The sequence below is a fragment of the Marinobacter sp. MIT932201 genome (assembly GCF_047123295.1).
Lineage (GTDB): Bacteria > Pseudomonadota > Gammaproteobacteria > Pseudomonadales > Oleiphilaceae > Marinobacter > Marinobacter salsuginis.
In genome coordinates, this window is record NZ_CP138917.1 from 1,759,919 (window position 1) to 1,783,768 (window position 23,850).

The 23,850-nt window shown below is 59.5% G+C and carries 13 protein-coding genes; 10 read left to right on the plus strand and 3 right to left on the minus strand.

Features of this window, described 5'->3' with window-relative positions; all coding sequences use genetic code 11:
• Positions 1 to 4: 4 nt before the first annotated feature.
• The 3 genes from SIC15_RS08000 to ltrA (SIC15_RS08010) all read left to right on the plus strand — a co-directional run bounded on the left by SIC15_RS08000 (position 5) and on the right by ltrA (SIC15_RS08010) (position 5,080).
• Complete coding sequence (locus SIC15_RS08000; RefSeq protein WP_410174156.1) at positions 5 to 1,339, plus strand: sodium ion-translocating decarboxylase subunit beta; 1,335 nt, start codon at positions 5 to 7, stop codon at positions 1,337 to 1,339.
• 428 nt (positions 1,340 to 1,767) lie between these two features.
• Positions 1,768 to 3,135, plus strand: a complete 1,368-nt coding sequence (ltrA, locus tag SIC15_RS08005) for a group II intron reverse transcriptase/maturase (RefSeq protein WP_053115127.1) — start codon at positions 1,768 to 1,770, stop codon at positions 3,133 to 3,135.
• 553 nt (positions 3,136 to 3,688) lie between these two features.
• The gene (ltrA, locus tag SIC15_RS08010; RefSeq protein WP_374964994.1) at positions 3,689 to 5,080 is read left to right on the plus strand and encodes a group II intron reverse transcriptase/maturase; all 1,392 of its coding nucleotides are present in this window, start codon (positions 3,689 to 3,691) and stop codon (positions 5,078 to 5,080) included.
• Between the two features lie 131 nt (positions 5,081 to 5,211).
• On the opposite strand, the gene SIC15_RS08015 is transcribed toward ltrA (SIC15_RS08010), so the two are convergent.
• Genes SIC15_RS08015 through imuA form a run of 3 tightly spaced genes read right to left on the minus strand, consistent with a single transcriptional unit; the run spans position 5,212 to position 10,448 of the window.
• Positions 5,212 to 8,331: an error-prone DNA polymerase gene (locus tag SIC15_RS08015; RefSeq protein WP_412537404.1), complete on the minus strand. Its 3,120-nt coding sequence runs from the start codon at positions 8,329 to 8,331 to the stop codon at positions 5,212 to 5,214.
• Positions 8,331 to 9,749: a Y-family DNA polymerase gene (locus SIC15_RS08020; RefSeq protein WP_412537405.1), complete on the minus strand. Its 1,419-nt coding sequence runs from the start codon at positions 9,747 to 9,749 to the stop codon at positions 8,331 to 8,333. Before SIC15_RS08020 ends, SIC15_RS08015 begins: the two co-directional genes overlap by 1 nt.
• Before the next feature lie 9 nt (positions 9,750 to 9,758).
• Positions 9,759 to 10,448, minus strand: a complete 690-nt coding sequence (gene imuA / locus SIC15_RS08025; protein WP_209398046.1) for a translesion DNA synthesis-associated protein ImuA — start codon at positions 10,446 to 10,448, stop codon at positions 9,759 to 9,761.
• A 128-nt stretch (positions 10,449 to 10,576) separates the two neighbouring features.
• Here imuA and SIC15_RS08030 point away from each other — a divergent pair, with 128 nt between their 5' ends.
• The 7 genes from SIC15_RS08030 to SIC15_RS08060 all read left to right on the plus strand — a co-directional run bounded on the left by SIC15_RS08030 (position 10,577) and on the right by SIC15_RS08060 (position 23,796).
• Entirely contained in the window at positions 10,577 to 10,924 is a 348-nt protein-coding gene (locus tag SIC15_RS08030) for a 4a-hydroxytetrahydrobiopterin dehydratase (protein ID WP_209398044.1), read from the plus strand.
• A 56-nt stretch (positions 10,925 to 10,980) separates the two neighbouring features.
• Positions 10,981 to 11,256, plus strand: coding sequence for a YrhK family protein (locus tag SIC15_RS08035; RefSeq protein WP_069184579.1), 276 nt, complete (start codon positions 10,981 to 10,983; stop codon positions 11,254 to 11,256).
• A gap of 95 nt (positions 11,257 to 11,351) precedes the next feature.
• Positions 11,352 to 11,594, plus strand: coding sequence for a type II toxin-antitoxin system Phd/YefM family antitoxin (locus SIC15_RS08040; RefSeq protein WP_069184580.1), 243 nt, complete (start codon positions 11,352 to 11,354; stop codon positions 11,592 to 11,594).
• Positions 11,591 to 11,854, plus strand: coding sequence for a Txe/YoeB family addiction module toxin (locus tag SIC15_RS08045; protein WP_068440496.1), 264 nt, complete (start codon positions 11,591 to 11,593; stop codon positions 11,852 to 11,854). Before SIC15_RS08040 ends, SIC15_RS08045 begins: the two co-directional genes overlap by 4 nt.
• Before the next feature lie 819 nt (positions 11,855 to 12,673).
• Positions 12,674 to 13,033, plus strand: a complete 360-nt coding sequence (locus tag SIC15_RS08050) for a VOC family protein (RefSeq protein ID WP_412537406.1) — start codon at positions 12,674 to 12,676, stop codon at positions 13,031 to 13,033.
• Positions 13,034 to 13,370: 337 nt separating this feature from the next.
• Positions 13,371 to 13,967 (plus strand): hypothetical protein, encoded by a 597-nt coding sequence (locus SIC15_RS08055; protein WP_136629743.1) that lies wholly within the window; start codon positions 13,371 to 13,373, stop codon positions 13,965 to 13,967.
• A 1-nt stretch (position 13,968) separates the two neighbouring features.
• The gene (locus tag SIC15_RS08060; RefSeq protein WP_412537407.1) at positions 13,969 to 23,796 is read left to right on the plus strand and encodes a DUF6603 domain-containing protein; all 9,828 of its coding nucleotides are present in this window, start codon (positions 13,969 to 13,971) and stop codon (positions 23,794 to 23,796) included.
• Positions 23,797 to 23,850 lie beyond the last annotated feature (54 nt).

A 23,850-nucleotide genomic window follows, 5' to 3' on the forward strand; every position in this document is an offset into this window, starting at 1 on the left:
TTCCATGGAAAAATTAATGACACTCTGGACAGGTAGTGGCCTGTTCAACATCGAGATCGGCCAGGTGATCATGATCGCCATCGGCCTCTTGCTCCTCTATCTTGCTATCAACAAGAAATTTGAGCCGCTGCTTCTGGTACCCATCGGGTTTGGTGGCATTCTGGCGAATATTCCGGAGGCAGGCCTGGCCCTGACTGCGGCGGAAAATGCCATCCACTTCGCTCTGAAGAACGAAGCAACGCAGATTCTGGCCGCATTGGCCGCGCCCCTGGATGTGGCTTATCAGGCCGGGCAGGCAGTAACGCCCGAGCTTAAGGAAGCCTTCAAGCTGGCGGTGAAAGAGGCCAGCTACTCCGAAATGGCGGCGGCAAACTCCCTTGCGCAGGACTTCGGTTATGGCAATGGCATGCTGTATAACTTCTACTCTGTGGTTATCGGCAGCACCATCGGGCCTCTGCTGATCTTCATGGGTGTGGGTGCCATGACGGACTTCGGTCCGCTGCTTGCCAACCCCAAGACCCTGCTGCTGGGTGCTGCGGCTCAGTTCGGTATTTTCGGTACTGTAATCGGTGCTGCGCTGCTGGACTGGACCGGTGTTCTGGAGTTCAACATCCTGGAAGCGGCTGCCATCGGTATCATCGGTGGTGCGGATGGCCCGACGTCCATCTACGTATCCAGTGTTCTGGCTCCGCACCTGCTGGGTGCCATTGCCGTCTCTGCCTACGCTTACATGGCACTGGTACCGATGATTCAGCCGCCGATCATGAAGGCGCTGACTTCGGCCGAAGAGCGGAAGATCAAGATGAGCCAGCTGCGCCCGGTCAGCAAGCAGGAAAAGATCATTTTCCCGCTGGTGGTACTGATTGCAGTGGTTCTGTTCCTGCCGGATGCGGCACCGCTGCTGGGTATGTTCTGTTTCGGTAACCTGATGCGCGAGTGTGGCGTGGTCGAGCGTCTGAGCGACACTGCCCAGAATGCCCTGATCAACATCGTGACCATTTTCCTGGGCTTGTCTGTTGGCTCCAAGCTGATGGCGGATAAATTCCTGGATGGCCAGACTCTGGGTATCCTCGGCCTGGGTATCGTTGCCTTCGGTATTGGTACCGCCTGCGGTGTTCTGATGGCGAAGCTGATGAACAAGCTGAGCAAAGAGCAGATCAACCCGTTGATCGGTTCTGCCGGTGTATCTGCGGTGCCAATGGCAGCGCGGGTCTCCAACAAGGTTGGTCTGGAAGCCAACCCGCAGAACTTCCTGCTGATGCACGCCATGGGCCCGAACGTGGCCGGCGTTATCGGCTCTGCGGTTGCTGCCGGTGTGATGATCAAGCTTCTGGGCTGATCTTCTCACTGCAGTACCGAAAACCCCGCCTTTGTGCGGGGTTTTTTTGGTGCGCCCGGCATGGGCGCACTCCTGGAGGTGCAAGTCCTCCCGTGAGCTGGCCACAGCGAACGAAGTGAAGCGCAACTGCGGAAGGGTGACCGACCGTGGGGAGGAAGCGTGGAGCGTAAACCGTGAGCCGATGAACAAGAATCGGATATGAGGCACTGCCAAGCAGGGCGAGCGGGCCAAAAGCCGCGAAGCTCTTGTGGCCAAGGCGAAGTGGTGTAAATCCGGCGGTTGTGCGGCGAAGGAGTGTGTTCTTACCCGGGGAGATCTCGCCTCATGCCTGAAAGGGCGACGTGGCAACACGGAGCGAGAAGTCAGCAGAGGCCATAGTAACCGCTAACACAGGGCGAAGGGCCGAACGAGAAGGAGCGTCAAACGCCTTGTCGATGAGCACTGTACGGCATCAGATGCCCGCGCCAGCGGGGCGGATCGCGCAACGGACAGGTGAAGCCTTGCCGAAGGCGATGAGCGATGAAGCAGGACTCCCGCGACAAGAACCGGAAGGCGCAGGGCGAAGCCTGCTTGAGCAGGCGTTCGCACGAGAGAATATGCAGCGGGCATGGAAGCGCGTGAAGGCCAACAAGGGAGCGGCAGGTGTGGACGGGTTGGACATTGCCCAAACCGCGGAACACCTGCGATGGGCGTGGCCTGAGCTTCGCCAGCACCTGCTGAGCGGCGCCTACCAACCACAGCCCGTCCGTCGGGTAGGCATCCCGAAGCCGGACGGCAGTGAGCGGGAACTGGGCATCCCCACCGTCACTGATCGTCTGATTCAACAGGCACTGTTGCAAGTGCTGCAACCTCTGATTGATCCCACCTTCAGCGAGCACAGCTACGGCTTCCGCCCGGGCCGTCGGGCCCACGACGCCGTGTTGGCTGCGCAGCGTTACGCCCAACAGGGCCGCCATATCGTGGTGGACGTCGACCTGTCGAAGTTCTTCGACCGGGTCAACCACGACATCCTGATCGACCGCCTGAAGAAACGCATAAACGACCCCGGCGTTATCCGGCTGGTTCGTGCGTACCTGAACGCGGGCATCATGGACGGTGGTGTGGTCATGGATCGGCACGAGGGCACGCCGCAAGGCGGGCCATTGTCGCCGTTGTTGGCCAACGTTCTGCTGGACGAGGTGGATAAAGTGCTGGAACGCCGGGGGCACTGCTTCGCCCGTTACGCCGATGACTGCAACGTCTACGTTCGCAGCCACAAGGCGGGAGAACGGGTCATGCAGTTACTCCGCCGCTGTTATGGAAAGTTGCGTCTGGTGATTAACGAAGCCAAGAGCGCGGTGACCAGCGTGTTCGGGCGCAAGTTCCTCGGCTATGCCCTGTGGCAAGGGAGGAACGCTGAGGTTCGACGCGCGGTATCCACCAGGGCGTTACAGGCGTTCAAGCTCCGGATCCGGCAACTGACCCGGGGATCAGGGGGTCGCAGTATTGAACAGGTGGTAGAGCAACTCCGCCGATACCTGCTCGGCTGGAAAGGGTACTTCAGGCTGGCGCAAACGCCACGCATCTGGCGATCACTGGATGAGTGGATACGTCGTCGTCTGAGAATGCTCCACCTCCGGCAGTGGCGGCGGGGTAAGACGATCTACCGGGAGCTGGTCCGGTTGGGTGCCAGTTCCTGGGTGGCTGAATCTGTGGCGGCTCTGAGTCGCCGCTGGTGGCACAACAGTCGCTCTGCCATCCACAATGTCCTGACGATTGCCTACTTCGACCGGTTGGGAGTGCCGAGACTCTCGTGAACCCTCAACGTCTCGAACCGCCCGGTGCGGACCCGCATGCCGGGTGGTGTGGGAGGGGTGGAGCCTCATGGCTCCCCCCTATCCCGATTTGGTGCGCCAGGCATGGCGCGTAGCGCCTTGACGGCGCTGTTCCGGTACAGGTGGTGCTGGCCGGATGACTTGGGGGTGCAAGTCCCCTGTGGGCCCGGCAAGGGGAACCACTAGCCGGACGGCAAGGGTGTCCATTGCGAGGTGGAATCTGAAGGAAGCCGCAGGCAAAGCACTGGCCCGACGAACAGGAATCGTATAAGGCGGTCACACCGGGCAAGGCGGCCAATATCGTCAAAGCCCAGTACTTGCACGGAAGGTGTGGACGTAGATGCGGCGAGCATAAGTGTGAAGGTCACGCGTCTTACCCTGGGAAGTCTGGTTCTCTGCCACTGTGCTACCTGCCCCGTGAGGGGCTGGGATGGGGAGCCAGAACTCAGCCGAGGCCATAGTAGGTGCGTTACCGCGTACTGAAGGGCCGAACATGGTTGGCCGCCAGTAGGCGGTGAGTTCTCGTGATGTGCTTATGAAGACAGAAGCGACCCGGATGGGTCAGGGCATTCAGGGAGAGGCCGGACAGTATCCGGTCGAGACTGAAGTCCGTGTCGAGGCAGACGCGGGGGCTCACTCGTGGACGAACGCGGAGCCGAACACGCTGATGGAACAGGTGCTTGAGCGCCAGAACCTGATGCGTGCGTATCAGCGGGTGGTGTCCAACAAGGGAGCTGCCGGTGTCGATCAGATGCCGGTGGCAGCCCTGAAAGGCCACCTGCAACAGCACTGGCCAACGCTGCGTCAGCGGCTGTTGGCCGGAGACTACCATCCTCAACTGGTACGCCGGGTCAGCATCCCCAAGCCGCAAGGCGGCGAACGGACGTTGGGCATCCCGACGGTACAGGATCGCCTGATCCAACAAGCGCTTCACCAAACACTGAGCCCGATGCTGGAGCCGACGTTCTCGGATCACAGTTACGGGTTCCGTCCCGGTCGGAGTGCCCATCAGGCGGTTAAGGCGATGCGGCAACACATCAATGATGGCCACCGTTGGGTGGTCGATCTGGACCTGGCTCAGTTCTTTGACCGGGTCAATCACGATGTGCTGATGAGCCTATTGGCTCGTCGCATCCCCGACCGGCGGGTTCTTGCCCTGGTCCGGCGTTACCTGCAAGCCGGCATGCTCGAAGGTGGGTTGGTCAGTCCGAAGCGGGAGGGGACGCCTCAAGGCGGCCCCCTGTCACCCCTGCTCTCCAATGTGCTCCTGACCGAACTGGATCGGGAGCTGGAGCGGCGGGGACACCGGTTCTGCCGTTACGCTGACGACTGTAATATCTACGTCCGAAGCGAAAGGGCTGGCCACCGGGTCATGGCCAGTATTACCCGCTTCCTGGAAACGCGCCTTCGCCTGAAGGTGAACACGACGAAAAGCGACGTGGATCGCCCCTGGCGTCGGAACTTCCTGGGATACAGCGTAAGCTGGCACAAACGGCAGGTGCAGTTGAGGGTCGCTCCTAAGAGCTTGAAGGCCTTCATGACCAAGCTGCGTCCGCTGTTCAAGCGGTCACGGGGCCAATCACTGGCCACGACCATCCGGACGCTGAACCCGATGCTCAGAGGCTGGGCGAACTACTACCGCCTGACCGCTTCGAAGCGCCCGGTGGAGGCCCTGGACGGCTGGATAAGAAGGCGACTCCGTCTGATCCTGTGGCGACAGTGGAAGCGAGCCAGTACGCGGGCTCGCTACCTGATACGGCTGGGTCTTACCGAGCTGAGAGCATGGGCGAGTGCCACTAACGGTCGCGGTCCCTGGTGGAACAGTGGTGCACCACACATGAATGCGGCGCTGCCCAGGAAGGTATTCGACCGTCTGTCCCTGGTCAGCTTGCTGGATACGATGACCCGGTGTCAGCAACAGTGCTAAAGGTCCGTAAAGGGGTCAATACTCACCGTTGTTGACACCGGCTTCAGAGCCATCCATGAACCGCCGTGGTACGGAACCGTATGCCCGGTGGTGTGAGAGGACGGGGGAGGTAACTCCCCCTCCTACTCGATCTAATGAAAATTCCGGGAGTGAACCGGCAACGACCGAATCAAATGGCTAAGATCCGAAAGCCTCCCCGCCATCACATGCACAATATCCCCCTGCCGCTCCAACACGCCCTTAACATGCAACAACCGCGCAGTCAGTAACGGCTTGCGCTGCCGCCGTGCCGTTTCCAGCCACACCACCACGTTTACGTTGCCGGTTTCGTCTTCCAGGGTCACGAAGGTAACGCCAGAGGCGGAACCGGGGCGCTGACGGCCGGTGACCAGGCCGGCGACCTGGACAGGGATGCCGGCTTTGGTGGATTTGAGCTGTTCGGCACTGAGGCAGAATTTCAGGTGGCCCTGTTCCCGCAGTAACGCCAGAGGGTGGCGCTGAAGGGTGAGACCCTGGCTGGCATAGTCGGCCAGTACGTTCTGGCCTTCCGAGGGTTCCGGCAATTGCTGGCAGTAGTCCGGTTGATAGTCGACTGCGGCCTCTTCGGCGAACAGTTCGGTGGGCTGTTCGTGATCGAGCAGTTGCCAGTACGCCTGGTGGCGGTTGGCGGTGAATGCCGGCATGGCGTTGGCGCCGGCCAGCAGCTCCATATCGCGTTGGTTCAGGGCAGCCAGGCGGCGAAGCTCGCTGGCAGAGTGGTAGCCCTCTGCTGGCCGGTTCTGATGGATGCGCTCGGCACCATTCACGGAGAGGCCCTGGATGATTCTCAGGCCCAGGCGCAGGTGGCGTGCTTCGCCTTCCAGGGTGTGATCCCACTGGCTGGCATTCACATCGGGCGGTAGCACGGTGACATTGTGCCGCCGCGCGTCTTGCACCAGTTGTGAAGGAGAATAAAACCCCATGGGCTGGCTGTTCAGCAGGGCACAGTAAAAGGCCGCCGGATAATGCCGCTTGATCCAGGCCGAAACGTAGACCAGCAGGGCAAAGCTGGCGGCATGGGATTCAGGAAAACCATAGCCGCCAAAGCCGCAGATCTGCTGGTACAGCCGCTCGGCAAAGTCGGCATCGTGCCCGCGCTCCAGCATGCCGGTAACCAGCTTCTCCCGGAACGGGGTCAGGTCGCCGTGGGATTTCCAGGCGGCCATGGCGCGGCGTAGCTGGTCCGCTTCGCCGGCGGAGAAGCCGGCCGCGACCATGGCCAGTTTGATCACCTGTTCTTGGAAGATAGGCACACCGAGCGTACGTTCCAGCACCTTACGTACGGCATCGTTGGGGTAGTCCACCGGCTCCAGCCCGTGCTTGCGGCGCAGGTATGGGTGCACCATGTCGCCCTGGATGGGGCCCGGTCGCACGATGGCCACCTCGATCACCAGGTCGTAATAGGTTTCCGGTTTCAGGCGGGGCAGCATGTTGATCTGGGCCCGGGATTCCACCTGGAATACGCCAATACTGTCGCCGGTCTGAAGCATGGCGTAGGTGGCCCGGTCTTCCTGGGGAATGTCCTGTATCCGGAAAGGCTCGCCTTTTTCTTCACTGATCAGCTCCAGCGCCTTTCGAATGGCGGAGAGCATGCCCAAGGCCAGCACATCCACCTTCATCAGCCCCAGGCTCTCGAGATCGTCCTTGTCCCACTGGATGACGGTGCGGTCGGCCATGGCGGCGTTTTCCACCGGTACCAGTTCGGCCAGTGGCCCGGCGCTGATCACGAACCCACCCACGTGCTGGGAGAGGTGCCGGGGAAAGCCCAGCAGGGTATTGACCAGGGTAAAGAACTGGTCCGCCACCTGGGGATTGCGGGTGACTTTCTTGTCGAGAATCTGCTGGCGCCAGTTGGTGGCCTTGTCTCGCCAGTCGATACCTTCCAGCAACTGTTCCACCAGGGCCGGATCAAACCCCAGGGCTTTGCCGACATCGCGGATGGCGCTCTTGGGCCGGTAGCGGATCACGGTAGCCGCCAGGGCGGCACGCTCACGGGTATAGCGCCGGTAGATATACTGGATAACCTCTTCGCGCCGTTCGTGCTCGAAATCCACATCGATATCGGGGGGCTCGTTCCGGTCTTTGGAAATAAACCGCTCAAACAACAGCTCTACCCGGGCCGGGTTCACCTCGGTGATGCCGAGGCAATAACAGACCGCAGAGTTGGCGGCCGAGCCCCGTCCCTGGCAGAGAATTCCCCGGCTGCGGGCGAAGTCCACAATATCGTGAATGGTGAGGAAGTAATGCTCGTACTTCATCTCCGAGATCAGGCCCAGCTCCTTGCGGATCAGGCTCTGTACCTGCAGTGGAGTGCCATCCGGGTAACGCCGACGCTCGCCTTCACGGGTCAGCCGTTTCAGGTAGCCGGCCGGGGTCTCGCCTTCCGGCACCAGATCCGGCGGGTATTCATAGCGCAGGCTGCCGGGCTCGAAGGTGCACTGGCTGGCGATGGCAAGGGTTTCTTTCAGCCAGGCTTCCGGAAACAGCCGCTGCAGAACGGGCAGGGGCCGCAGGTACCGCTCACCATTCTGGAACAGGCAGTGCCCGGCGTTCTCCAGATTGGTGTGATTTCGCAGGGCCGTGAGTACATCCTGCAGCGGCTGGCGTTCCCGGCTGTGCATGTGCACCTCGCCCACGGCGGCAACGGGTGTGCGCAGCTGATCGGCCAGCCAGTGTATTCGGGCCAGCCGCTGCTCCTCGCCAGATTCCAGGGTGCGGGCGGCAGCAATCCAGAGCCGTAGGTCAAAAAGTCGGGCCAGCCACTCGCCGCAGGCCAGTGCCTGATCAGAGTTTGCCTCGGTAGTCGAGGGGGGCAGCCACAGGCACAGGCAGTCATCCAGGGTGTGGGTTTCAATGTCCCGGTAAAACAGCTGGTACTGGCCTTTCTCGGCCCGGCGACGGCCGGTAGTGATCAACTGGCAAAGCTGGCCGTAGCCTTTGCGCGTGCGGGCCAGAAGGATAAAGCGGGGTAATGTGGCGCCGGCGGGGGCATCCGACAACTCAAACCAGCTGCCGGTAATGAGTTTTACCGGGCTCTCTGCCAGCGCCGCCCAGGCCCGGGGAATGCCGGCCACAGAACAGGCATCGGTAATGGCCAGGGCGGTGTAACCCAGCTCATGTGCCCGCTCAGCCAGCTCGTGAGGATGAGAAGCTCCAGTCAGGAAGGTGAAATTGCTGAAGCAGAACAGCTCTGCATAAGATTGTGTAGCCATCAGCCAAACCACCCATGCACAAACCAGCCTTCCCGGGCGTCCCGGAACACCCAGGCCAACTGGCCGCTGGTTAGCTGGGCAATGTAGTAATCCCGGTGCACACGCTGGCCATCCCACCAGCCACCGCTAATGCGCTCGGGCCCGGAAAACCAGGCAACGGGTGCTTCCGTCAGCGGCTGCGGGCCTTTCAACAGCCAGAGCGGCCGCCTGGGCAGTTCTGCCGCTGGTATGAGCGGCGTCCCGGTTTTACGCAGAACTTCGGAAGCCGACCAGGCCCGTTCGGGACGGTGATCCGCCTGGGGGGAAAGCTGCCTGAGGGCCTGATCGCCAAGACGCGCCTGCAACCGACTGATCAGGGTATGCCAGGCTTCATTCAGATCCTGGGTTTCCCCTAGCAGATCCTGCCCGGCAGGTGCTTCCCGGGACAGAAAACGCTTCACCATAAGTACCATCGAAATAACCGGGGAACTCAGGGAATGCTGCTCCAGCCTCAGGCGAATCAGGTTGAGGAAATTATCGGCCCTGTGCTCCGGCCCGGATGTGCGGATTTGCAGCCTGGTTGGCTCTGCATGCCGATGCCTCAGAACCAGCCGCAGGCTGTCGGTATCCTGCTGGCGCCAGCACAGATCCTCTTCCAGTTCGTCAAGCATGCGCTGGAGCGGAAACAGCAGCCCCTGGGTATGTTCGATTTCCTGCACAAAATCCGCCTGTTGCCGGAACGAGTGGGGCGGTTGCCAGGGTGTGCGGGGATCAGGCCGGGTGCCCTGGATTTTCTGGATGTAAGCCAGCAGTTCCGGAGACAGGCGCCGTGCCAGCTCCCCCGGCGGTAAATCAAACACCTCTCCCAGCGTATTCAGCCCCAGGCGCTGCAGCCGGGTACAGGCTTTCTCGTCGAATTCCGCTGCCAGCAGGGGCATCTGGCTCAGGTTCCGAAGAATGTGGCCTTTGTCTGCGGTGCATTCCCCCTTGCCAGCACGGGCAATCAGCCGGGCCGCCAACGGGGTATAGCCAATACCGATCCAGGCGTTCAACTGGCGTTCATTCAGGCCCTGTTCCACGGTTTGCCAAACAGCGGGCAGGCCGCCATAGAGTTTTTGCAGGCTGCCAATCTCGGCCAGCAGGCCATCGGGCGGCACCAGCACAATATGGGCGGCGTAGCGGTACAGCCAGCGGGCCTGATCTTCCAGAATCCTGGCTTCCTGGGTTTCATCGGCACGCACCATACCCAGATCCGGCGCCAGGCTGATGGCGGTTTTCAGGCGCATGCCGCTACGAATACCCTGGCTCCTGGCGTCGGGGCAGGCCTGAATCACCTTCTGGCCAGAGCCTTCAACCACCACCAGGGCGCCCTCATCTTCACGGGTGCGGCGAATATGGTCCAGCACCAGGTGCGGGAAATGCAGATACAGCCAGAGCATGGAGCGTTATTACCTGGTTGAACCCGACCAGGGGCCCCGGACAACCCGGGTGGTTTCACGGAATGCGAGATCGGCCCGCTGGGCCATGGCCAGTGAACAGCGTTGCCCGGGCCAGCTGCCCCGGCGTTTGAGCACATTCACCTTGAGAGCCTGCTGCTCATCGGGTTCCAGTTCCAAACGCAGGGCAGCCGGAGAATTCTGCTCGGCGTAGCGCCGCTCCCGGAACAGCACGCACACATTGCTGCCAGCTTCGGCGGCCAGTTGCAGGCGCCGGACGTCCCGCGAGGCCAGCTTCCCCGGCCAGGCCATCACCAGGCCTGTTACCGGTGAACGCAGGCAGTTTTCCAGTGTCCACAGGAAATCGCTCTCATCGTCGGTATGAATCAGTACCACCTGGTCCAGATTCACACCTTCCCGGGCCAGGGCGGGGGCGTAGGGCGTATGTGGCGGGTTCAGCCAGAACACGCTTTTGCCCTCTTCGCACACCCGCCGCATGAGCGGCAAAAGCAGATGCAGCTCACCAATACCCGGTGCATCCAACAGGCATTCGCTCAGTGCACCCCGGGGCCAGCCCAGGCCGCCAAGCTGGTTATCCAGCACCTGGTAACCGGTGGGTTCCGCCGGCTGTGAAGTCTGGGTATGACGATGCCCCTGCCAGACACGGGCATCCTGCATCAGCGTGTTCAGAAGCTCGCTCATGATGAAAACTCTCGAAATACTGTTTAAATATACAGTATTCTGAAAGTGCCCGGATTTCAAGAGAAGGGTTGATAAAGCGAAGGGCACGACCCACGCTTGTAGTACAGCCATCAACCACGGAGGTTGAAATGAGTGACCTGAAAGCACACAGCTGTGAAGCCTGCAGCCCGAACGCGCCCAAGGCGACCGAAGAAGAAAAGCAGCAGCTGCACAAAGATGTGCCAGACTGGGAAATTCTGGACATTGACGGTGAGGAGCGGCTTCACAAGGTCTACAAGCTCAAGAACTTTGTTAAGGCGCTCGAATTCACCACCAAGATTGGTGAACTTGCCGAAGAGGAAGATCATCACCCTGTGATTGTTCTGGAATATGGCAAGGTCGCCGTGAGCTGGTGGAGCCACGAAATAGGTGGCCTGCACAAGAACGACTTTATCCTGGCAGCGAGAACCGATGCTGCCTTCAACGACATGCAATAATCCCAATCGCGGCGGAATGAACATTCCGCCGCTTTCTAAAAGAGATCCTCAGCAGCATGGTTGAAGACCGCACTGACAGCCCACTGACCCTGAAGTTTGGGCACGAAGAGCTGATCATTCGCCGCCGCTACGAAGTAATCAGCATCATCAACGACTTCTTCATCGCCATCTGGTTCCTGGTGGGCAGCATCCTGTTTCTGTTCCCGGAATACGAGAAGGCAGCCATCTGGCTGTTCATCATTGGTAGCTTCCAGTTCCTGATCCGCCCCACCATCCGGCTTGTTAGCCATATACACGTTAAGCGAATTCCAGCCAGTAACTGGGAAAGTTAAAAGTCCTCTTTGTCGCTGCCACAAAGGCGTTCGTCTTGACGTACGTACCCAAAGGCGTACACTTGGTGAAAAATTGAACACGCAAGAGGTGCGTCATGACCGGAATCACAGCAACTGAGGCGCGTAGCAACCTTTATCGGTTGATTGACGAGACCGCTGAGTCCCACCAACCAATCGTTATCATGGGTAAGCGGAACAAAGCCGTTCTGGTATCCGAAGAAGACTGGTCTGCTATTCAGGAAACACTTTACCTGCTCTCCGTACCCGGTATGCGGGAGTCTATTCGGGAAGGGATGGATACCCCCGTGGATGCATGCGATGAGGAGCTGGACTGGTGACATGGAAGTTGGTTTACACCAAGCAGGCTCAGAAAGATGCAAAAAAGTTGGCCTCCAGCGGCCTCAAACCAAAAGCCCAAGAACTGTTAGCTCTAATAGCGGAAGATCCTTACCGCAAGCCGCCTCCGTTTGAGAAGCTAATTGGTGATCTTGCGGGGGCCTATTCGCGCCGCATTAATATTCAGCATCGCCTGGTCTACCAAGTACTGGAGGACGAGCAAGTGGTGAAAGTCCTCAGACTCTGGAGCCACTACGAATAATGCATAACCAGCCGCTGTTGCCGGACAATTTTTCCACCGCTTCGCGGTTCCAAAATAGCCGCAAAGCTTCGCGTTACGTGTAAATATGTTGGAAATTGAGCTAGACCCGTTAGAGAAAAACGAAGAGGGCTCCTTAAAGGTCAGGAAAGCTCCGGCTTGGCGATATGGCTTCCTGATAACTACCTTTTTACTTTGGTCTGCCTCTTTGCCAATAATCATCAACAGTGCAACATCGCCTTTATTGGGAGGCCTGACTGCAACCGGAGTGTTGGCGGCAATAGGCTTGGTCATTTGGTACGTTTTCTCTAATAGAGTAAGTGGCTTTCATAGCGCAGGTCTCAGTCAGATAGTGCTGAGTCGGGGCACGAAGTATCAGTACAGTATTGAGGACGGCCTCATTCGAAAAAACTCTGATGAGGGCAGTAAAAGCTGGAAGCCCTCAGAACTAGTGGGCTCCGAGATCGGGCATGGATACGCGATAATCATCTTTAAGACGGCAGTCTGTTACCTGCCGTTTCGCGGGGCAAGTAGGCAGCAGGTTGTTGATTTTGTGCAAAAGGTGGAGCAGTTAGCGCGTAACAAATAGCTCCAGTTTGTTCCGGGCAAGGATGATGATGCGTTTGCGAACCACGACCTTGCGTGTTGATTTGTGCCATGAATACTGAACACAGTTTTCGCCAGATCGATGCCGATGGTTGTAACATTCATGATGATTCTCCCTGCTTTTGGTTGAAGACGTCAGACATCCTCAATGTGGCACATTGATGCCGTGGGAGCAGGGGGAGTCCATATCATTCGCTACGCATCAAGGAGGAAGCTGTGAAAGAAACCGGTAAGATCAATTATGTTGAGATGCCTTCCAGGGACCTGGAAGCCACAAAAAGGTTCTTTGGTGATGCCTTTGGGTGGTCGTTTATTGACTATGGCCCCGAGTACGTATCGATCGAGAATGCTGGACTGGATGGCGGTTTTTTCAAGTCAGATAAGGTAGCCACGACGGACCATGGAAGTGTGCTGGTTGTCCTTTTAAGTACCGACTTGGAAGCTACTCTTGAAAAGGTAGAGTTATCTGGGGGAAAGATCGTCAAGGATATTTTTACTTTTCCAGGTGGCCGCCGTTTTCACTTCAATGATCCAAATGGCAATGAATATGCCGTGTGGTCAGAGCCAAAAGTATAACAATCGCAGGCAGGGCGACGGATTGTCCCTTGCGGTTTCGCCTCCGTTGCAAAGCCGTGAAACAAGCCCGTTACGGGGCAGAAAACGGCGCCACTGTGTATGATTTATGTGCATATATGAATTAATTTTCTCCAATTTTTTGCACCCTCCTTGTCCCTGCCTATACTCCTCTAAGTCATAGCTTGAATTCATGACGCTGTTTGCTGTTTCCATGGGCCTTTCGGCTCAAATTTACGCAACAGGGTTTTGATGCTGCAGTCCGGCTACCACGGAGAATATGGATGTTTTTCCGGCCGGTCTCGAAACCTGCGCAAGACAATCGCTGCGAGGGATCGCTATGGCAACTTCCGCCCGATTTACTACCGTCGATTTTTCCCAATTCGATTGGCTTAACCGCATAGATGCTGACGTCCTGCTTGATGTCGGCGACCTGTCTCCAGACCTGTTGACTGTTCCCGGCAAAGACGTTCAGCGTTTGCTTTCGGAAGTGGTTCGCCTTGTTCTGGACCTGCCAAGAAACAGCACGCCCCTGGTTGTCTGGACCAAAGGCGACAGCGAGCTGCTCATCCACAGCGATCAAACCCGTATTCAATTCTCCAGCGGCGTTATCACCGTAACGGTGACAGCGGAGTGCGAGGAGCATGGAAAGCTTCGCATTCCGGTACCGATTGGCGTTGGCACCAAACAGTCGCCGAGCGGTCTTGTAATGTCCACGTTCGAAGACCTGGAGGGCCCGGAAGAGCTGATATTGGCCTGGCGGGATGCAATTCAGGCGTTCGCCTGGGAATCCGTGCTCGAGGTAGCTTCCGTGCTCTGCGCAGAGGTTGGTAACGATAAGCGTGGATTGCCGCTTGTACCCGGTGCTATTGCCGCAGCGCCGAACAAAATGCTGGTGCAACCTGTTGCCCGGTTTTCACTGATGCCGGGAGTCTGACATGGGTGCTGATCAGAATCTCGACGTATTTGGCGCTCTGGCGGAAGCCGTTGGCCTGACCCGCGATGGCGAACTACAGGGTGATTGGTTCCAGGACCCACTGGGCAATCCCAACGGCAGCAAGCGCGGTCTCAGCTCGATGATGTACCTCGATGAGCAGCGAGAGGCATTGATTGCGTTTGTCGACGACGTGCTGGGAGCGCCAGACAGGGAAGAGCAAGGGAGTGCTGTCTGGGTCCCGCTTTTCAGGGACTCCGGTGCAACCATTTTCGTAGTGGTTGATGAGGCCGACAACGGTGCCAGAGTCGGGTTTGGCATTGAATACGACAGCGGTAGTTCGTTGCCTGCAATCTCTGTGAGCGCCCATGTTCCGGTGTTCCAGTTCGAACGTGAGGGCGCGGGAGCGCTGGATATTTCCGGGGCGCAACCCGATTGGCTGGTGTTGGGCCGGGACGACGCGCACATCGAACTGGCGATCCGAGTCATCATTTCCAACGATGCTCCTGCGCCGGGGGACCTCTATATTGGCGCCGTAGCCGTGGGCGTGGACGTTCCAACCAGCCCCTCTGATGATCTGGAATTCAGTCTCGGGTTTGAGCGGCTTCAGCTTCCTGGAACCAATGCACCCAGGGATTTTGAGCTCACCGTGGATAACATTAACGAGCTGGGCTCCGACTTTCTGGAATTCATGACGGGCCTGATTCAGGCCCAGGCCGAGGCGCTCGACACCACCAATCCGGCAACCGCACCTTTTGCGGCGCTCACTGGTTTGGCGGGTTTACGGTCTGTTCCGAATATTCCGCCATTTCCGCTGGAGTCCCTGATTTCAAATGGCGTGTCTGCGGTGACCGGCTGGATTGAATCCATCCTTTCTTCCGCGCCTGCTCGCAATGCCTGGCTCGGCCAGTGGGCCGCGCTGCTGGGCGGAACCGTCAATTCTGGCCAAAGCGCCATTGAGTTCAGCGACGGATCATTGGCCGGAGCAGTTGGTTTGCGTGTGGCGTCGTCAGCTGCCGGGGGATTGATCATCACGCCCTGGCTGGAGGGTTCGCTCAGACCTCAGGCCGGCGCGGAAGTGAAGGCGCAGGCGGACCTGCTGACCCTGGCAACCCTGGATGGCAGTATCAAAGCCGTGCCGAATTTGTCGCTTCTTGCGGTGTTCGGGCAGGCAGCGGGCATGGGGTCGCCGCTGCTTGCGGGCGATCCAGCAATTGGGTCAATCAAAACCGGTATTACTCTGGCCGCGGGCAAACCGGCTTTTGCATTGACCGCTCATAACGTTACGCTCGGCGGCACCAATCATGAGTTATTGGATCTGTCGTCTCCCGATGCTGCGCTGGACGCCGCCGAGAGCCTGGTGGACGGCGCGCTGGTTTCGGCCTTGGCCACTCTCGGTCGCCCCGGCGAAATCTGTTCCCAACTGCTGGGGCTTGATCCGCCCACCGGCATCTCCGGCCCTTCAGCGATCGAACTCCTGACCGACCCACTAGGCAAAACGGCCGCCTACTGGAATTCACTCTCTGCCTCGCCGGCAGCCATGGCGGTTGTTTTAACCTCAACCCAGGAACTCATCACCGGTAACTCAACCAGTGTTTCCGGCACTGGCACGGCAGCGGATCCCTGGAGTATTGATCTGGACCCTGTAGCGCTTGAGGTTTCGATCGACGGTGACTGGGTCAATTTTGATTTGGAAGCTCGCCTCGAAAACACTGTACTGGACGACAAGCGATCAGACGTTTTTGTCAGTGCAAGGCTGTTGCGGCTGAATTTTGCGGCGCCGAACGCGGAGTTCCTGAGCCGAATAAACGCGGGTACCCGGCTTCGGGAAGCCAATGGGTCTGATCTCAGGATGGATATGGGGCAGGTTGATGTCTCGGCCCGGTCGATTGGTGCCTCGGTGGTTTGGGGGGCTTCAACGGGCTTTGCCGTGCGTGTGGATGCGCCAGACCTGTCAGTCGAAGTTGAGGCGGTCGATGCATCCGACAGTTCAACCATCGAAGTTCCGTTGCCGCTGCCAGAGTTCAGTAGCGATGGCACGGTTCGCTTCAGCCCGGATTGGGGGGCCATCGAAAACGCCGTTGCCGCGTTGCTTCGGCGCCTGGGCTCGCCGATTATCACCGCGCTTACTGACCTGATTGGCTGGAACGGCGAGGGGGCCCGCCTATCCATTGAGCAGCTTTTGAGCGACCCGGAAGCCGCTCTGAAATCCTGGATGGGTGATCTGGTACTGAATTGCAGCAATGTTCGGGTGGCGATGAGTCCGCTCTCATACCTGTTCAGTGGCTTCCGGCAGTGGGCACCGCTGGGCAATGGTAATGAACGCACGCCCTATCGAGCCGCTATAGCCGCTGCCCCCGGGGCGCCGGGCGTTGCGGTGTGGCTGGACCCTGGATGCGACATCCACCGCGGGCGGTATCAACCTCCAGCCGGCAATTTCGATTCCAGTGAGCCGACGGAGTTGGCCTCCATTGCAGAAGCGATTCGGGCGGCAGGTACCGAGCTTCCGGACCTCGCCGATCTGATGACGGGCCGGAACCGGCTGGACGAGGGCTTTCAGGCGTTAATCGATCGCTTCACGGGCACCGACGGCCTGATCGGCCGCCCAGCGTCGCTGCCAACCGGTGTGAATGGCATCGACATTGAAGGCTTGAGCTATCGCGAGCTTGTGGCATTCGGTGCCATTAACCTGTTGCCCCAGGAAGCTTTCGGAAGCGCACCGGATGCGGTGGTTTACGTGGGCTGTGAGGACCTCTGGAGTACCTGTTTCGGGAGCGACAGCCTGGATGTTCGGGGAGAGGTCAGCGGGCCCGGCGTTCCGGCGTCCGCCAACGGACACTGGTCCATCTGCCTGCCGAATCCAACAACAGCCGCGGCAGCGAGACCTGATCGTGGTGCCATAGACGAGCAATGCCAGCGCCTGATCGAGGTGTTGCAGGATCGGGCCACGCCCATAACGGTTGTTGCCTTCGGTTCCGCCGGGGCGGCTGCCATCAAGGCGGCAAGTACGATCACTTCGATTGATCGGGTGGTAACGGTAGGCGCGCCCTGGGCGCCGGTTTCCCTGAATGGCTTGTTGTCGGGGTTGAGCGGCGACGCGTTGCGGCTCCTCTTGCAGCTCCAGCGACCAGAGCCCGAGACGATTAACGAAGAGGAGATTGCCGGAGAATCCAACGCCCTCTTGCAGTTTGGCTATGTTCTTGAGCGGGCGTCCCGGGCCGCCGGTTTAACACCCGACAGCCTTGATGAGCTTTTGCGGGCGGACCAGCAAGCGATCCGGTCCGGCCTTCCGGTAGACGCGGTATTCGGCGCCCTTGACGCCGAAGCCCTGGAAGCCGGTCTTGCTGCAACCGTTGCCGGTGCCATTGCCTACCGCCACGAAACCTATGAGCCTCCGGCAACGCCACCAACCAAACTGCACGCCGGTGTGGATCTGCCAGTTATTGATGCCAATCTCGGCGGCGTCTTCCTCGGGGCGGGGGCCATCCTGGAACTGGCGACCTGCGATCGAGGCCCCGGTGGCGATGGCTTTGAGGTGCAAACAGATAGGCAGGTCATCGTGGATCTGCATTTCGGCGTTCAGGATGGTTGGCTTGTTGGTGGCCCGGGCGCCGGCCAGAACGACATTGAGGTGCGCTGGGTATCTGCCCGGTTGTACCTGCCCTTGGCCGGTAGCACGCGGGTATCTGGCGCCCGGATAGTTCTGCACGAGGCCAACTGCTTCGGGGTGCGGCGGGACCAGTGGGTGATTGAAAGCGGGGCTGGTGTAGCCTCGCCGAGCTTGCCCACGTCTGAGGTTCATTTGATTCTGGCCGAAGTTGTGGGGCGCTTGGCTGCGGCATCTCCGGATCTCAGCCAACTGCTTGCCGACATCGGGCTGGTTGCCGGAGGTGGTTATGATCCGGAAGGTTTTGATCAGCTTATTCTGGATACCAGTGCCGCAATCAACGCGGCGGTAGATGCATCTCTGGCCAGCCTTGCCGGCGCACTAAGGGCGCTTGGCGGATTTGGTGGCGCAGGCGCCGAGATATCCTGGGCACTCGATGCGGCAACCATTGCCGTCGATCTGAACTCCCGCGCCTTTGCTCTGGACGTAAACCATGTGGCGGCAGACCTTGTTCCACTGGGCCTGACGCTATTTGCTTCGGCATCCTCGGCCTCCATCTCCGGCTCCATCGGCGCAATCGAGCCGGATGTGGGTGGTCTTCGGCTTGTAGCCAGTGCAGCAACGGGTGGAGTTTCACCCGCCCTGACTATTGCCTGGCAAACTCCTGGTTCATTGTCCGCGACGTCAATCAATCTTCTGTCATCGCTAAGCACTTCCGAGCAGGCCGCCCTGGCGAAACTGGGAGCGGGGTTCATCCCGTCAACGCTTCTGGCGGGATTGGTTGATCACCTCCGCGAAACCGCTTCTGACGATGCGAGGGTCGCCATTGAGGTGATAATGGATGGCCTGGATTTGCTGGCGCCGCCTTCTGAACTGCCCTCACGTAGGGTGTTGCTGCCCTGGGCGTTGTTTATGGACCCGGTGGGTTGGCTGAAGACAGGCGCTGCACCCTGGAAGGCCGACCCGTTTGGCCAGGCGATTCAGGCGTTCGATGCGCTCGGCCAGTTGTTGATACCCGGCTTCACCGGAGGCGGATTCGATTTCAGTAATGAGGTGTCCGTAACCTACGGGGTGGCCTCAGAACGACTGAATGTAGCCGTCGCCATCGAAACAAGTCATTCATTGGGCGCGACTCCGGTCATCATCAGCCTGGGCGGCGGCCTGTCCATAGCCACCAACGGCTCGATTAGCACCCTCGTTTCCAGTTCGGCGACCTTTGATGGGAAGGGCGTTGCTATCTCCCTATCGCCAGACATTCGCATCGACCTCTTGCGGGCTGCCCCTGCAGCGCCCATGCAGATTTACCCTTCGGGACCGGGCCTGGGATCACTTCTGGCGACTGGAGCAGGTATGGCCATCCCGGTCGCGCTTAACGCATTGATTGCCGAAAGGGCCAACCCGACGCCGTCGCTGCAAAAAAATGTGGCTACGGCAGTGTTTGAGTTGGGTAGCGCATTGGATCTTCTGGAATCCAATCAGTTTGCCGACGCCAGAATTCAGACCTTTGCCGCAGACCCCGCCGGGGTACTTTTATCCCGCCTGCCCAATCTGGTTGTTACCGCAATTTCGCAGTTGGCCAATGCTCTCGACCCTGCGGGTACTGTCGTTTCGACATCGACGCCTGCGACGGGAATCTGTCGACTGTCACTGGGTAGCACGGATCCTGTGGAGATCACTCTGGATGCCAGCCCCACGGGCCCTGCCATTGAACTGGCCGCGGCTCTTTCGATAGCGGATGTCGGAACGGTCGGATTCGACCGGGTGCGACTCAGCGCGAGCGGCGTCGCCGTTGCTGTTTCCTATGTGGCAAGCGGATTCGACGTTGGCAATGGTTTGATTCTTCGCCCTGTAGCGAAAATTGAAGCCGGCGTGTCCGGCACCGGTTTCTCCCGAATGGCCGCCCTTGGTCTCGTCACTGATGGCACGGGCGACCAGTCCGTTCAGTTCCGGTGGGCGTTGAATCAGACGCCGCCGCGGGTGGTTGTTGTTGAAGAGTCACCGTCCGGTGAAACAGAAGACAACGAGCCCGCAGCTGTGGCCCTGGCGCTCCTGTCCCAGGCTGTTTCCATGGCCGCAGGTGTCACGTTGGAAGCACTTGGTACATTGGGAACGGATGCGGTTGATGCACTGCAGGATGTTCTGTTCACCGGTGGCACACCAACCCTGGATCCCACCCTGTTTGACGACATCGTCGACCCGGAAGCGTTGTTGAAGCGTCTGTTCCAGCTCGGCTTCAACCTGGCCGACCACAACCTGAAAATTACCATTGATGGCAAAGTGGATGTCGGCTTCACCCGCAACGGCGATCTTGCAGGCATCTTCGTGTCTTTGCCCCCGGGCGAGCGTATTTCGCTCGGTGGTAGCGACCCGACGGTGGATCTCGAAGTGGTTGCCAACTGGGTGACGTCGCCCGGAATCGCACCGGGTTTGTCGATCTTGCTCGTTGAAAAGGTCGGAAGCGATTTTCAACTGAATGCGGGGTTCTCCATCGCTGGTCTGGGCGTTCGCGTTGGCAAAAACGCAGGGCCTTTGCTGAACCTGGGTATTATGAGTATCGACGCCATCGGCGTTCATTTATACGGCGAGGCGGTGCCGGCAGGGTTAGGCGGCGGCGTTCAGGTTCAGCTTGATGGGCTGGCCATCGTGCCCTCGGCGGCCGGCGGCGACAATGCGGTTGCCAACAACATCATGAGCGACGCCGGAAATGATGCGTCGCCCTCGGCCCGTCCTGCCTTCAGCCCGGCGTTGGCGATTCAGAAGAACCCGGGGGGCGATCTCGGCATTTCATTAAGGGCAGGGGATCCACCGGGCCCCTGGTGGCTGGCGATCCAGAGACAATTGGGCCCGCTTTACCTGGAGCAATTTGGTTTTGATGTCACCGAAGTTGATGGTTCCGTTACCGGGATTTCGCTGCTGTTCGATGCGCGCGTCTCACTGTTCGGGCTAACGGCATCGGTTGAGGAGCTTGGCCTGCACTGGCTCGGCGGGGACGTCTTCGAGTTGACCAACTGGGCGGTCGATCTGAAGGGCCTGGGTGTTTCCGGGGACTTCAGTGGTCTGTCTATCGCCGGTGGTCTTCTGAAAACAGACCTGGACGGACAGATCGGCTACGTCGGAATGCTGATGGGTCGTTTCGGGGTGTATGGACTCTCCCTGTTCGGCGGATACAGCGACGACAAAGGGCTGCCCTCGTTCTTTGTGTTTGGTGCCATTCAAGGCCCCATTGGTGGCCCTCCCGCTTTCTTCCTGACCGGCATTGGGGGCGGTCTCGGCATCAAGCGGGGGCTACGCGTTCCGGATGATCTGTCAAAGTTTGGCGAATACCCCTTCATCAAGGCTCTGGATCCCGCGGCAAGCGTCTCCTCCGATCCATTGGAGGAGTTGCGAAAGCTTGCCGAGTACTTCCCTCCGGAGCCGGGTAACTTCTGGTTTGCCGCCGGCATCAGTTTTACCAGCTTTTCTCTGGTGGATGGTGTCGCCGTGTTGTCGGTTTCCGTCGGCAACGGGTTGGAACTCAATCTATTTGGCCTGGCTCGAATGGCTTTGCCCAGGCCCCAGGCCGCACTGGTATCCATTGAGTTGGGGCTGCTTGCCCGGTTCTCGTCCTCGGAGGGGCTGTTCCTGATTCAGGCGCAGCTTACCGACAATAGCTGGCTGCTGTACCCCGAGGTCCGCCTTACAGGGGGCTTCGCTTTTGCTACCTGGTGGCTCGGCCCCAATGCCGGCCAGTTCGTTCTGACATTGGGCGGCTATCATCCCAGCTTTCAGCGTGACGGGTATCCGATTGTCGCCAGGTTAGGCCTGCAATGGCGGGTGTCCAACGCCATTGTGATCAAGGGTGGTTCTTACTTTGCCCTCACATCGGAAGCCTTGATGGCAGGGGTTGAAGTAGAGGTCAGTGCCGACTTTGGCTTCGCCTGGGCCCGCATTGCCTTTGGTGCGAATGCCATTGTCTATTTCGATCCGTTTTACTTCATGGCGGACGCCTACGCCCGCATTTCCGCCGGTGTGAAGATAAAAACCTTCCTGGGCACCATTCGAATCAGCATCAGCCTTGGTGCACGTATTGAGGTCGAGGGGCCTGATTTCCGGGGCAAGGCGACCATCGAAGTAGGTCCTTGCGACATCAAGGTGAAGTTCGGCAGTTCCCGCGAGATTCGCGGCATATTCGTGGGTTGGGATGAGTTCGTACCCAAGTATCTGGAAGAAACCTCGCCCGGCCGGGCGCGGACGCTCTCGGGGGCAGCGGGTAAGGGGGCTTTGCCCGCTTCCACGGAGGGTGAAACCTCGGCACCCTCCAGTGACGGTAGTTATGAGCGGCCCTTCGAAGTCTTCGCGGAGTTCGAAGTATCGGTTGTCGCAACCGGCCCGGTCACCCGGTTTGACTTCAACAACCCGGCCATCGACAAGGACATTACGCCCAAATTGCCGAGTGGCGCCGCGGTAGCGATGGGGTTGAGCCCCATGAACGCCGCCGGGTTGAAGGGCGAGTTGGAAATTCGCCTTGAGCGCAGGGTTGGAAACACCTGGACGGACCGCACCTCGGACCTGCGCCCCCTGGTGGAGGGCATGAAGGACGAAAAGACTGCCGAGGAAGGCCCTACCTATGGCCTGGAAGCCTTCCCGATCGGTGTTTGGGGGCCGCCAGAAGATCCCGAGCAACCTTCCAGTCCCATTCCGAAAGGCGACGTTATTTTCGCCGGCAGCCGGTTAAAGATGGTTGCCGAGGCGGACATGAGTTCGCAAACCGGCCCGGAAATCGATTACTACCGGGTTGAAGCAGGCCGGCGACCACTGCCGTTGTCTGCCGCCGGTACGTTGCGGGCCGACAACCTGAACCGGGCCACCGCATTGGGAGTTGTTGCCGAGAGCGCGAGCATTGAGGAAGCCTTTGTTGAAGCCCGGAAGTATCTGTTTGCGGACGGCACCGGCGCGTTACCCGAGGGGCTTCTGGCCACAGGGCAGCGCAGCGCCAAAGCGCAGGCTATCTACGAGAACTCCCGCACCGCGCCACCCATGTTTGGCACACTGATGGATGGCCTGGAGGCCTCGAATGCCAGCAACGGTTCGACCGCCTTCATGTCTCTGGATGAGAGCCCCCGGGTCATCAAACCAACGAAGCCGTTCGTGACCGGATTCATGAGCAGCGGGGCAGGCGTGGCCCTGCGGGATGCGACCACAACCGTTGCGGACAAACGCATCAAGCGCCGCCCGGCACCGTCCACGGAATCTGTTCGCGGCCGACTGGGCCGCAGTTTGCCGATCAAACTGAACACAACCCATGCTCCGTCCAGCTTCAACGATCTGACGGTCGTTGTTCGCGGCTCTGTACCTCGCACCAGCGTTACCAGCGCCAGCCAGACATATCTCGGCGGCCGGGTTGGCTCGGGTGCGGGGGCCGCCTATGTGAAGGGCCTCGGGAAAGACGCTGGACCGGTTCCACAGGCGCCAGGTAGCAAACTGCGCCCCGGCGATATCGTCACCATGCGATCTCCGGATGCCGCAATTGATGGGGAGGATACCCGGCCTGAACTCAAGATCACCGGCGCGGCACGAGTGGTCATGTTATTGGGCAACGGTGCCGTGGCTGCCGATGAGCAGGTTCAGGATCGTCAGATCGCCGTTCCGAAACACACTGCGACAATTGCCGTGCAGGCCAGTGGTGGAGGCGATGGTCGCCCCACCGGTCTGAGAATTGTGGGCTGGCATGACCAGTCCAGACTGGTTCGCCTGACCGGTCGATCAGCGCTCGGGGCCGGATGCGTTCTGTCGCTGAACGGCACAGCCGGAAAAGCCTCCGTGGGATGGCATCTGGCCCAGAATGTGGTGCGTGGTGCGGCTGCCGTGTCCACGCGGTTCGCAAACACAGTTACCTGTGTTGGTGTGATTCTGAAAGCCGGTGAGGGTCGGTCTGCCAGTGATGTGGAAATAGAGCTGCACGGTGCACGGCACCTCAGCCAGCCGGTTCAGCCGGTGGTTGTTCAGGCAGGGGCGCGCTCGGTGCTGCTCTTTGAAATCAATGCCCTTGCCGGTCATTCCGGTGTTTCCGTTCGGGCCCTGCAGGGCGGCGCCCGTGAAATTGCGGGAATGGTTGGGGCGGTCGCGTCGGCTGAGGCGATGGCCGAATTGATTGCGGAAAAGGGATTGCCCGCAACGGTTTCAAGGCTGCGTGCCGTTGGCGGCAGCAACTGTGAGATCGAATGGGTGCCGGCACAGGACGAGTAACGCCGTGCAGATCCACGCAGGGACCGGCGAAAGAGGATAGCAAGAAGGAAGCAA